Source organism: Luteimonas sp. YGD11-2 (assembly GCF_004118975.1).
Classification (GTDB): Bacteria; Pseudomonadota; Gammaproteobacteria; order Xanthomonadales; family Xanthomonadaceae; genus Luteimonas; species Luteimonas muca.
Genome location: NZ_CP035376.1, coordinates 1,931,953 through 1,944,309 on the forward strand (window position 1 = coordinate 1,931,953; position 12,357 = coordinate 1,944,309).

At 68.0% G+C, this 12,357-nt stretch carries 7 protein-coding genes; all 7 read right to left on the minus strand.

Annotated features, from left to right (window positions below):
- Positions 1-40: 40 nt before the first annotated feature.
- Complete coding sequence (locus ERL55_RS08750) at positions 41-3,244, minus strand: discoidin domain-containing protein (RefSeq protein WP_129136079.1); 3,204 nt, start codon at positions 3,242-3,244, stop codon at positions 41-43.
- A 123-nt stretch (positions 3,245-3,367) separates the two neighbouring features.
- Entirely contained in the window at positions 3,368-4,213 is an 846-nt protein-coding gene (locus ERL55_RS08755; protein ID WP_129136080.1) for a carbohydrate ABC transporter permease, read from the minus strand.
- Entirely contained in the window at positions 4,210-5,088 is an 879-nt protein-coding gene (locus ERL55_RS08760; RefSeq protein ID WP_129136081.1) for a sugar ABC transporter permease, read from the minus strand. Before ERL55_RS08760 ends, ERL55_RS08755 begins: the two co-directional genes overlap by 4 nt.
- The gene (locus ERL55_RS08765; RefSeq protein ID WP_129136082.1) at positions 5,078-6,409 is read right to left on the minus strand and encodes a sugar ABC transporter substrate-binding protein; all 1,332 of its coding nucleotides are present in this window, start codon (positions 6,407-6,409) and stop codon (positions 5,078-5,080) included. The genes ERL55_RS08760 and ERL55_RS08765 overlap by 11 nt, the downstream gene beginning before the upstream one ends.
- Before the next feature lie 9 nt (positions 6,410-6,418).
- The gene (locus ERL55_RS08770; RefSeq protein ID WP_129136083.1) at positions 6,419-8,083 is read right to left on the minus strand and encodes a glucoamylase family protein; all 1,665 of its coding nucleotides are present in this window, start codon (positions 8,081-8,083) and stop codon (positions 6,419-6,421) included.
- 78 nt (positions 8,084-8,161) lie between these two features.
- Entirely contained in the window at positions 8,162-11,128 is a 2,967-nt protein-coding gene (locus ERL55_RS08775) for a TonB-dependent receptor (protein ID WP_129136084.1), read from the minus strand.
- A 95-nt stretch (positions 11,129-11,223) separates the two neighbouring features.
- A complete protein-coding gene (locus tag ERL55_RS08780; protein WP_241685737.1) occupies positions 11,224-12,222 on the minus strand; it encodes a LacI family DNA-binding transcriptional regulator in 999 nt (332 codons plus the stop codon).
- Positions 12,223-12,357 lie beyond the last annotated feature (135 nt).

The window sequence follows — 12,357 nt, forward strand, 5'->3', positions numbered from 1 at the left end:
CGCCCGACCTCGCCCGCCCTCTCCCGCTCCGGGAAACGGCTTACGGCGCCGGGGCGCCCGGCACGGCGACCCGCACGCCTGCACCCGGATGCGTGATCCGCAGCTCGTTGCCGTCCCAGCGGGCCGGCTTGCCGTCGATGGTCGTCGTGCCCGGCACATTGGGATACGGCCACTGCAGCACCAGCCCACCGGGCGGCAGGCCGGCATCGGCGGCGATATCGAGCCGCAGGACATCACCGTCGCGCCGCAGCCGGTAGCCGAGCCGGCCACGCGGCGTGCGCATGCCACGCAGGGCGACGCCTTCTTCCAGCCAGTCCGCGGGCACGCCGGCCGCAAGCACGATGCTGTCGTCGATCTCGCGCACGTAGGCGAACATGTCCAGCGCCGAGCGCACGAAGTCCGAGCCCACCCACGCATGCGGCAGGTCGCCGAGGAAGAACGGCGTGCGCGGCGTCGGCGTGACCACCTCGCCCCACTGGTTCCAGGCCTGCGGCACGCGGTGGCCGAAGAACCATTCGCGCGCCTCGTTGGCCCGCTCGCGCCAGCCCAGGCGCACGAAGGCGGCGACGTTGCGCCATTCGTACGGGGTGTAGTCCTTCCACGGTTCCAGCCCGTCGCGGCGGGCGACGAACTTCTGCCAGTAGCGCTCGAAGGTGTTGGTCAGCAGCGGCTCCGGCAGCCGGCCCTGCTCACCGCCCGGGGCAAGCGCGATGGTGGTCGACGTGGCATCGAAATCGCCAAGTTCCGCCGCGCCGGGCAGGTAGTCGATATCGTGGATGCGGGCAGCCGCCCGCAGCGAGGCGTCGAGATCGGTGCGGAACTCGTCGCGCGCGATGGCCATCCGTTGCGCATCGTCCGCGCGACCCAGCGCTTCCGCCACCTCGACCGCGTCCTTGTAGCCACGCAGTGCCCAGAAGTTGTCCCAGTACGAATGCATCGGCTTGGCCGAATAGCCCTCGTGGCTGATCGACGCCGGCATCATTCCGTAGAAAGCCTCGTTGACCTCGCGGTTGGCCCCGGTGCGTTCACTGGCGCGCAGCACTTCCATGTAGTCGAACGCGCCCTCGACGTGCGGCCACATCGCCTCGAGGAAGGCGCGGTCGCCGGTGTAGCGCCAGTACTCGGCGATATTGAAGATCAGCTCGCCGTGGCTGTCGTTCTCCGGCACCGGGTCGCTGCCGCGGTCATCCACGCAGCACGGCACCATGCCGTTGTCGAACTGGTACGGCGCATACCACTCGACATAGTCCTTCACGACTTCCGGCCGGCCCATCCGCAGCAGGCCTTCGGAGATCATTGCGCCGTCGCGGATCCAGCTGCGCGCGTATGAGCGCGTGCCCGGCTGCAGGCGCGGGCCGATGCGCGAGATCAGCATGTGCGCAAGCGAGGTGCGCAGCGTGTCGGCCAGCGCCTTGCCTGCAGCAGGAACGTCGAAGCCGACCTCGCCCAGCTTGCCGCGCCACTCGTCCGCGACCGTGTCCTGCCAGGCCTGCGGGTCCCACGTGGCGGGACGGGACATGTCGCCGTCCATCGGAATCAGCAGGTCGACCTCGCGCGACTCGCCCGGCGCCAGCCGCATGCGCCAGACCAGCGCGCCGGATGCGAGCGCCTGCGCGTCGTCGACCGCGGTCGTCTCCGGCAGCGCGCCGGCGGCGATGTGCTCGATGGCCATGCCGGCATCGAAGCTGCTGGCGAACGCGGCATCCGCGGGCTGGCGCACATGCACGCGCGGCATGCCGTCGACGCTGACCATATCGGCAGACACCGCCAGCGCGCGCAGCGGGCTCACGCCGCCGGTGATGTTGAGGAACTGGGTGGGCGGGTTGACCTGCAGCGGCTGCACCGCGAGCGCCAGGGTGTAGTCGCGCGCGCGATCGCCGGGGTTGTGCAGGCGGTAGCGCGCAACGAGCTGCGACGACTTCGGCTCCCCACGCGCGAATGCTTCCACGCGCAGCGCCGCCGACGCGTGCGTCCATTCGACGGCGGGCATCGGCAGGTAGTCGTCGAGCAGCGACTGGCGCGCCTCCACGTCGGCCCAGGTCAGCAGCGCGTCGTCGACGCGCAGGAAGGGCTCGATCGAAAAGCCGCCCGCGGCCACCTCGATCGCGCCGTCCTCGCCGATCAGGCCCTGCTGGTAGCCGCCATCCAGGCCGAGGATGGTCCAGTACGCCTGTTCGCCGCTGAACCCGCGCGGGAACCAGCCGCGTGGATGGTCGGCCGCCACGGCTTCGACGAAGTCGTTGAGGTGATTGCCGAGCTCGACCGGTTGCAGCGTGGCCGCGGCGAGCGCAAACCCCTGGCCAGGGCCTTCCAGCAGATCGATCGCGACATGCCGCGCCTCGGACTCGGGCAACCACAGCCAGTCGACGCCACCGTTGCCGGCATCCACCGTGCGCAGCGCGCGCCAGGTCACGCCATCGTCGGAACCCGACACGGTGTAGTGCCGCGCATGCCGGCCCGGCAGCCACTGCAGCCGCAGGCCACCGAATTCCCGCGGCTTGCCGAGATCGAGCAGCAGCCGTTGCGGTGCGGCCGCGGTGTTCCAGGCGGTGCGGGCATCGCCGTCGACGGCATTGGCGGCGCCGTCCGGGGTGGTCGGCGAGTGCGCGGTGGCGACCAGCGGGGACGGATCATCCGCCGGCAGCGCTTCGAGTGTCAGCGAGTCGAAGCACACGGTGCCCTTGCCGCCGGCGTTGTTGTAGATGGTGAACTCGACCTTCTCGCTCGCGCGCAGGGTGCGGTCCGGATCCGGCCCCCAGGCCTTGTCGATATGCCGCTTGCGGTAGCGTACGGGCGTCCATTCGCGCGGATATTCGTACTTCGGCCGGTTCACCCACCAGACGTTGTCGCCGCTGGCATCAATGACCTTGAACTGCAGGTCGTTGGCCGGCGAGTCGCCGCGCAGCTGGAAGCCGAAGCGGTAGTTGTCGTGATACGCGAGCGACAGGTCGCGCTGGATACCGACGTAGCCGGAGACGCCGTTGTAGTCGTAATCCAGGCACAACGCACGCCCGTCGACGCCATCCACGGCACGCAGCGCCCCGCTGACCTGGTTGGAGGTGACCACGCGCCAGGCCGAGGGATCCTCGAAGTCGTCGAGGACACGTGCCTGGGCTTGCAGCTGCGGAGCGACGAGAAAGCCGAGCACGCAGCCGACAACGCAGGTGGAAAGCCCTTTCCGTGAGTGCGCACGCAGGTCTGGAAGGGCCGGTGCGATCCGCCAGGCCGGGACCGTTGGCGCCATGGATGGCGCCATCGAGCCCCCATGGACGGGTTTACGGCGTGTCCCGGCCTGGCGGATCGCATCGGCCCCACCGCGGATCACCCGGACTGTCAGCGAAACGAAACCTTCAGACATGCGCACACCTCACCCCTTGACGCTTCCCAGCAGCAGACCCTGGATGTAGTAACGCTGCAGCAGCAGGAAGAGCAGCAGCACCGGCAGCACGGTGACCACCGCACCGGCCATCATCATCTCCACTTCCTGCACGTGTTCGCGCGACAGCGCCGCGATCGCCACCGGTAGCGTGTAGTTGTCCTGGTCGGTCAGCACGATCAACGGCCACATGAAGTCGTTCCACGCCGCCATGAAGGTGAAGATGGCCAGCGTCACCAGCACCGGCTTCAACATCGGCAGCACGATCTGGAAGAAGATCCGCAGCTCTCCGGCGCCGTCGATACGCGCGGCCTCCAGCAGTTCCTCGGGGATCGAGCGCGCGTACTGGCGCACCAGGAAGATGCCGAACACCGTCGCCAGTGCCGGGATGATCACCGCACCGAAGGTGTTGACCAGCCCGAGCCCCTTCATCATCAGGAACAGCGGCAGCATCGCCACCTGGGCGGGGATCACCAGCGCCGCCAGCAGCACCTGGAACAGGCGGTCGCGGCCGCGGAAGCGCAACTTCGCGAACGCATAGCCGGCCATGGTGTTGACCAGCAGCGCGCCCACGGTGATCGCGATCGACACGATCAGGCTGTTGACGAAATAGCGGCCCATGCCGGCACGCGCGAACAGTTCGCGGTAGGCATCCAGGCTCGGCGCCGCCGGCAGCAGCGGTGGCGGGAACGCACTGGCTTCACCCTTCTGCATGAACGACACCGCGACCATCCACAGCAGCGGCGCCAGCGCGATCAGCGCCAGCACCACCAGACCGGCGTTGACCAGCAACGCGTGCAGTCGGCTGTCGCCGACATCGGCCGATGTACGGCTCACAGCGCCCCCTTGCGGCGCCCGATGCGCAGCAGCACCGTGGTGACGGCGAGGATGATCAGGAACAGCAGGAACGCCACCGCCGACGCGCGGCCGAGGTTCCACCACATGAAGCCTTCCTCGTACATGAAGTACAGCACGCTGACCGTGCTCTGCAGCGGATCGCCACGGGTCATCACGTACGGCTCGGCGAACAGCTGGAAGTACCCGGAGACCGTGATCACCCCGACCACCAGCAGCACGGGGCCGAGCATCGGCAGGGTGATGTGCAGGAACTGCTGCCAGCGCGAAGCGCCGTCGATGCGCGCCGCCTCGTAGAGGTCCTGCGGAATCGCCTGCAGCCCTGCCAGCAGGATCACCATGTTGTAGCCGAAGTTCTTCCACACCGCGAACAGGATGATGGTCGGCATCGCCCAGCGCGGGTCGCCCAGCCAGTCCACCGGCGCGATGCCCACGTGCGCGAGCGCCCAGTTCACCAGGCCGTAGCTGGCGTGGAAGAGGTAGCGCCAGATCACCGCCACCGCCACCAGCGTGGTCACCACCGGTGCGAACAGCGCGGTGCGGAACAGCGGCTTGAAGCGGGCGACCTTCGCATCGAGCAGCATCGCCGCGCCCAGCGACACGAGGATCGACAATGGCACGCCGACCACGACGAAATACGCGGTGTTGCCCAGCGCCTTCCAGAACAGCGGCGTGCGCAGCAGTTCGAGGTAGTTGTCGAAGGCGACGAAGCGCAGGTTGTCGATATTGGCCAACGCGTAGAGATCGAAGTCGGTCAGGCTCAACAGCAGCGCCGATGCCACCGGCACCACGAAGAACAGCCCGAGCACCAGCAGCGCCGGTCCCGCGAACAGCCACCCGGCGGTACTAATGCGCATCGGGGCCCTCCCCGCGCTGGTCGCGTACCCAGCGGCGCTTGGCCAGGATGTCGTCGACGCGCGCATCCAGCTGCGCGACCGCGGCGTCCTGGGCCAGGCCGCCGCGCACCACGCGCTCGCTCATCAGCCGCATCTCCTGCGCGATGCGCTCCCATTCCAGCACCTGCGGCGTCGGCTTCACCCGCTCGAGCTGGTCGCGGAAGGCCCGCGCATGTGGATCGGCCTGCAGCTGCGGCAGTTCCCAGGTACTGCGGCGCGGCGGCAGGTTGCCGATCATCGCGTGGAAGCGTTCCTGGATATCCGGCCGCGACAGGAACTCGACCAGCTTCCAGCTCGCATCCTGCACCTCGGAGCCGCGGAACAGCACCAGGCTGGTACCGCCGGCAATCCCGGCACCGGGGCCGTCGGGCCCAGGCAGCGGTGCGGTGGCCCAGGCGTCCTGCAGGTCCGCGGGCAGCCGGTTGCGGAACTCGCGGATGTTCCACGGGCCGGAAATGTAGAAGCTGAAGAAGCCGCGCCCGAACTCGTCCCAGACGTTGGAGATCTGCGATTCCGACATCGGCGGCGCCCAGCCGTTGTCGAACATGCCCGCATAGAACCCGAGCGCGCGACGGAACCCGGGACTGGAGAAATTGCCGCGGGTGCCGCCATCGCGCAGCAGTGGATCCTCCTGCTGCAGGGCGAACGACAGCAGCTGCTCGAACTCGTTGAGCGGCACCATGATCGCGTAGCGGTCCGCACCGACGTGCGCCCTGACGTCGGCCATCGCCTGCGCCCATTGCGCCCAGTCGCGCGGCGGTGCGTCCCAGCCGGCGGCGGCGAGGATGTCGCGGCGGTAGAACAGCAGCCGCGTGTCCACGTACCACGGCACGCCGAGCAGCTGGCCGTCGATGACATTGGTGGCCCAGATGCCCGGGAAATAGTCGTCCGGATCGATGACATCCGAAGCGGCGACGCGCGCGTTCAGCGGCTCCAGCGCGCCCAGCGTTGCGAATTCCGGCACCCAGGTATTGCCGAGCTGGCACAGGTCCGGCAGCGCGTCGGCGGCGTAGGCGGTCAGCAGCTTCTCGTGCGCGGAGGTCCACGGGATCTGCTGGATGCGCACGCGGATGCCGGGATTGTCCTGCTCGAATTCGCGCACCAGCTCGCCGACCACTTCCGCTTCGCGGCCCATCGCCCAGAACCGGATGACGGTGTCGTCGCCCTGGGAACGGCAACCGGCAAGCAGACCGACGATGCCGACGAGCAGCCAGGTGCACAGCGCACGACCCCGGCACCATTGCGTATGGGGTCGATGCACGCGGACCTGGCCCTGCCCCATGCCGTCGCCTTACTGCGCCGGCGCCGGGCGGGCCGGCGTGCCGCCTGCAGCCGCTGCGTCCTTCCGCGCCGGTGCCGCGCCGGTGTCCGTGTCGGCGCCATCGGCAGCGCCCGGCCCGGCCTCGCCGCCCTCAGCCACTTCCTCGCCGCCCGCTTCCTGCGCCGCCAGCTCGTCGAGCCAGCCACCGCCGAAGCCGGCGCGCCGCAGGCCCTCCTGGATATACGGGCTCCTGCGCATCAGGTTCCAGACGAAGCCGTTGCGGTAGTTGGCGATCATCGCAAGGATCGGGCCCTGGTCGATGCCGATGTAGTCGCTGGCCACCCAGCCCAGCCCCGGCACGATGCGTCCGGTCTTGAGCGGCACGTCGTACTGGAAGCTCGGGTTGAAGGAATCCAGGAACCCGTAGCTTGAATACAGGTGCTCGCCAAAGCGGCGGTGCAGTTCCTCGGTGGCCGGGATGACGATCTCCGGGGCGAACGCGATCGACGCCACCGCCGCGGTGGGCGCAATGGTGCCGTCGTCGAACGCGACCGCGAGACCCGCGCCACGTGCACTGTAATGGCGGAACTCGCGCATCTGCCCGTTGTATTCCTGATCCGTGCGCTGGGCGCCGTCACTGGCGGTCAGGCCCCACACGTTCTCGCCGTACTCGCGCCAGCCCATCGGGTTCTCGATCGCGTACTGGCGCTGGGCATAGGTCGCGCGGCGGCTGTTCTCGAAATAGTCGATCCCGCGGCCGCGCATGTACTCGTCGCGGATGCCGCGGAAGTCCACCCAGGTGTGGGTGTACTGGTGGCCGAAGTGCGGGGCGAAGCTCAGGTATTCCTGGCCCATGAAGGTGCCCCAGACCTCGGTGTCGTAGGTGCGCGTCCACGCTTCCCAGGCCTCCGGACCCACCGGATGCGTGGGTGAGCCCAGCGCCAGTATGTAGACCAGCATCGCCTCGTCGTAGCCGGTCCAGTCGTGCTCGATGAAGCCGGTCTCCGGGTACCAGCCCATCGAGATCAGCGGCGGGCGCACCTGCAGCCAGGTCCATTCGACATTGCGGTACAGCTGGTCGGCGATCTCGCGAATCTCCTGCTCGCGCGGGTCGTCGCGGTCGTAGTACTGCTGGGCGAACAGCACGCCCATCATCAGCAGACCGGTGTCCACGCTCGACAGCTCCACCCACGGCTCGTAGCGGTGGCCGTTCTGCATGTCGATGAAGTGGTAGAAGAAGCCCTTGTGACCGATCGTCCCGGTTTCCTGCGGCCCCTGCTTCGCGTCGCGGAAGAAGCGCAGCGTGGTCAGCGTGCGGTCGACCGCCTGGGTGCGGCTGACCCAGCCGTTCTCGATGCCGATGGGATACGCGGTCAGCGCGAAGCCCACCGAGGCGATGCTTGAAAACGGTCGCGACGGATAGCGGTCGGGGGTCAGCCCGTTGACCTCGTTGGTGGTGTCCCAGAAGAACTGGAAGGTGCGCTTCTCGATGTCGCGGAACAGCGGCGGCAGCTCCGGCGGGCCGGCCGGCTTTACCGGTTCGGGCTCTTCCACGACGGCCTCCGGGATCGGGCCGGGCCGCGGCGGTTCCACTTCCGGGGCCTCGCGGCTGCAACCGGCCACCAGGGCCAGCAACAGCAGGGGCAGCAGCAGCGTCGGCAGCAGGGATGGGGCGCGATACCGGCCTGTTCGCATCTGTGATGTCGCCTTCTGTAACCGTTTACAGACCCAAGTATAAGAGAGGCCGCCCGCCTGAACGGGCGGCCCCGGTGTTTACCAGTCGACGCTGAACGAAAGCTTGAAGTACCGCGTCGGGCCCCGGATCGACAGGCCACGCTGCGCACCCATCGGGTCGTAGTCGTTCCAGTTGTCCCAGTTGAAGACGTTGAACACGTCGCCGCGGATGCGGAAGCTCAGGTCGGTGCCGGTGTTCCACACCTTCTGCAGTGCCAGGTCGAGCTGCTTGTACTCGATCGTGCGGTCACCGTAATAGCTGTCGAAGTAGCCGCTCAGCGGACTGGTGAACACGGTGACGTCGCGGGCGACCGGGCTTTCCAGCGTCAGCTTGCCGGAGAGCGTCAGCCCGCCCCATACGTCGGCGATGCCCGTGGCCACCACGCGATGGCGCGGGATGCCGACCGAGTCGATGAACGGCGCGCCATTGAGGTTCGGCAGGTCGAACAGGTAGTGCTCGTCGTTCTGAGCGGCGTTGCCACGGTTCTCCTCGGCATCGCTGTAGGTGTAGGCGAAGGTCATCCCCCAACCCGAATCGGGCGTATAGGCCTTGTCCACCGACAGCAGGATCGAGTTGAGACGCGTCTCGACGCCGTTGTCGGCAATGATCAGCGTGCCGTAGCCGGGGATGCGGAAGTCCCAGGGGGAATTGCCGAAATCGGCACCCGGCGGGAAGAAGCTGCCATCCGGACGACGGTTGCCCAGGGTGAACAGGATCCCGTCATAGCTGCGCACGTGCGACAGCGTCACCGAGGTCATCCACTCGTGCCCACCCAGAGTGAGCGCGTTGCGCATGCCGAGGCTGAACTGGTCGGAGTACGGCACGTCCAGGTCGTTGTTCATCAGGTTGACCTCGGCGCCCAGGTTCGGGTTCGCCGCAACCAGTGCATAGAGGTTGTTGATGTCGAGGTACGCCGGATCCCAGGGGATGCAGGTGGGCCCCGGGGTGCAGGCCGCCCCCGGCACGCCGGTGAAGTCGAAGGTGTAGGTCGGGAACGTGCTCTTGGACTGCTCGAGGGCGATGTAGTCGAACAGGTTGCGGTCGTAGGCCCGGCCGGCGCCGCCGAAGATCACATGGCGCTGGTCGGCGTTGATGTCGTAGGAGAAGCCCAGCCGTGGCTGCCACGCACCCTTGAACGCACTGCGGTTGTTGCCGCTGCTGATGTAGTCCTCGATGTCGTAGTCGGCGTTGTCGAGGTTGCTCCAGGTCCGCAGCGCGTTGGCCAGCCCGGCCGGCGTCACGTAGTTCTCGTACCCTTCGGTCTTCTCGTAATCCCAACGGACGCCGAGGTTGAGGGTCAGGTGCTCGTTGACCTCCCAGTCGTCCTGGATATAGATGCCGAACTGCCGGTTCGGCGAATTGACCGTGCGGTCCTCGAAGCCCGGCAACGGTGCGCCGAAGCGCACCCGGTTGGGCACGAACGACGCCAGCGTGGTGTTGCCGGCGGCAAGATTGGCCAGGTAGTCGATCTCGAGCTGCTGGTTGTAGGGCTGCTGCTCGAGCGAATCGAGTTCGACGTCCTTGTACTTGATGCCCATCTTGACGGCGTGGCCTTCCCAGCCGAAGAACGTCAGATCGTTCTGGAACGACCACCCCTTCTGGCCCTTGTTCTGGAAGTCTTCGCCGCCGCCGTAGTTGACCAGCGTGCCGCGGCCGATGGCCTCCGGAAGGTGCAGGCGGTAGCCCGGGCCGAGGGTGATGGCGCGCGGGTTCCAGTACGCGTCCTCATAGGTGACGTGCGCATCGTTGAGCCAGTTCTCGGCACTGAACTGGTGGCGCAGGTCGAGGCGCGTTTCCTCGTTGTTCTTCGCGCTGCCGAACGACGGCGTGTTCGGGCCGTCGCCGATCCCGGTGATTTCGGTCTCGTCGCGACGCTTGGCCGTGAGTTCCAGCAGCTGCTCGTCGTTGATCTGCCAGCTGAGCTTGCCGAAGTACAGGTCACTGTCGAACGGGCGGTTCGCGGTGCCGAGCAGGCCCTCCACTTCCGGGATCAGTGGCACCGGAAAATTGGTGGTCGTGCCCAGGCGCACCTCGCGCGGATCGACGATCTCCTTTGCCTCGTAGGTCACGAAGAAGTGCAGGCGATCGCGCAGGATCGGCCCACCGAGCGCGACGCCGTACTGCTCCGAGCGCGAGGGAATCTTCTCTCCGCGCTCCAGCTCCGAGGGCGTCGACGCCCGCCAGTCATCGCCCGTGCGGTCCCAGAAGAAGCTGCCTTCGAACTCGTTGGTGCCGGAACGGGTCACAGCGGTGACCGCAGCGCTGCTGATCTGGTCGTACTCGGCCTTGTAGTTCGAGGTGATGACCTTGTACTCGCCGATCGCCAGCTGCGGGAAGGGATTGCCGCGGGTCGAATCCTGGCTGCTCACGCCACCCTTGGTGACGTAGTTTTTCTGGCCCACGCCATCGATATAGACGTTGACGCCGTTCGCCGACTGCGCGCCGCTGCGCAGCTGCGTCGAACCGTCGGCACGCTCGACGAAGGTCATGCCGGGCACGGTGTCGGCGAAGGCGAGGAAGTTGCGCGAGCCCTGCGGCAGCATCTCGATCTGGCGTGGCGAGACATAGGTGGCCACTTCGGACGTGCGGGTTTCCGCCATCCGCGTTCCGGTCACCACCACGGTGTCCATGTCGGTCGCCTGCTGTGGGCCGGTTTCGGCCACGCCACCCACGCCGAGGTCCAGGGTCGCGGTCTGGCCGACGCGCAGGGTCACCGTTTCCGACGTGGTCTGGCCGTTGGCGGTCACGTCGATGCGATAGGTCCCCGGCGGCAGGCCGGCGAGGTTATAGCTGCCGTTTGCACCCACCTGCGCGCTGCGGGTCAGGCCGGTGCCGGTGTTGGTCGCGGTCACGCGCGCGTCGGCAGCGGGCGCGGAGTCCACCGATACCTGACCGCGCAGGGTGGCCGCCGTCGACTGGGCCAGAGCCACGGGTGCCGAAAGTGCGAGCGCGCTGCCAAGTGCACAGCTCAACAGGGTGCGACGCAGGACGCGGGAAGCGTTCATGGGGGAAGTTCCTTGGGGAGGTACGTTCGAAGTGCTAAGGCGCCGTGAAACGTTCAGCTCGGTGAAAGAGACCACCGGCGATGTGCATGCGGCGTCTAGATGCGTGGGCGCGTTCCGCAGGACTGACGCACCACCAGTTCCACTTCCAGCCGCTCGGTCGTGGCCGGGAGCTCCGGATCGCCCAGCCTGGCCAGCAGTGCGCGCAGTGCGCGCCCACCGAGCGCGGCGATATCCACGCGCATGGTGGTCAGCCCGGGATGCACGTAACGGGCAAGCGGGATGTCGTCGAAACCGGCCAGGGCGATGTCCTGCGGCACCTGCACGCCAGCCTGGTTGAAGGCGAACAGGCAGCCCAGCGCCATCATGTCGTTGGCGGCGAACACCGCGTCGGGGCGTTCGCCCGACGCCACCAGCGCCCGTCCGGCGGCATACCCGGAGGCCTCGTCGAAATCGCCCGGCAGCACCCAGGGCTCCCCGCCGCCATCCTCGGCGAGGGCGTCCCGGTAGCCACGCAGGCGCTCGTGAGCGTCGAAGTTGTCGGCGGGCCCGGCGATGAAGGCGATGCGCCTGTGCCCCGCCGCGAGCAGATGCCGCGTCATCGCGCGCGCGCCCTGGTAGCTGTCGACGTCGAGCGCGGGCAGCCCTGCACGTGCACCACTGTTGAGCAGCACGGCCGGCATCCCCAGCGCCTGCCCCGCGAGCGGATCGGCATCGGCGACAAAGGGCGACATCAGCAGCAGGCCGTCGACGCGCCCGCGCATGGCCCGCAGCGCGGCGCCCTGCTCGTCGGGATTGCCGTGGTAGCTCGAGACCAGGAGGTGGCGGCCGGCCTCGCGGGCGACCGCATCGATGCCGCGCATCAGCTCGGAAAAGAACTCGCCGTAGAGGTCCGGCAGCACCACGCCGATGGTCTGCGTGCGCCGGCTGCTGAGGCTGCGCGCGGCATGGTGCGGGCTGTACTGCAGCCGGTCGGCGACCTCCAGCACGCGCTGGCGGACATCAGGGGCCACGTTCTCGTGGCCGTTGAGCGCCCGCGACACGGTGGCCACGGATACATTGGCCTCGCGCGCGACATCTTTGATGGTGATGCTCACCCGCCCTCCGAAGCTGGGTGCACAGGGCGCGGACTGTAAGCGCTTGCAGACATCTCTGCAAAAGTGTCGCACCACCGCCATGCACCGCTGTGCGACGCGGCTGCGCCGGCCGTGGTGCACGTCGTCATCCGTCGC

Coding starts and splice junctions, on each gene's coding strand:
- ERL55_RS08770 (WP_129136083.1), bottom strand. CDS start 8,083: ATGCGAACAGGCCGGTATCGCGCCCCATCCCTGCTGCCGACGCTGCTG.
- ERL55_RS08775 (WP_129136084.1), bottom strand. CDS start 11,128: ATGAACGCTTCCCGCGTCCTGCGTCGCACCCTGTTGAGCTGTGCACTT.
- ERL55_RS08750 (WP_129136079.1), bottom strand. CDS start 3,244: ATGGCGCCAACGGTCCCGGCCTGGCGGATCGCACCGGCCCTTCCAGAC.
- ERL55_RS08765 (WP_129136082.1), bottom strand. CDS start 6,409: ATGGGGCAGGGCCAGGTCCGCGTGCATCGACCCCATACGCAATGGTGC.
- ERL55_RS08760 (WP_129136081.1), bottom strand. CDS start 5,088: ATGCGCATTAGTACCGCCGGGTGGCTGTTCGCGGGACCGGCGCTGCTG.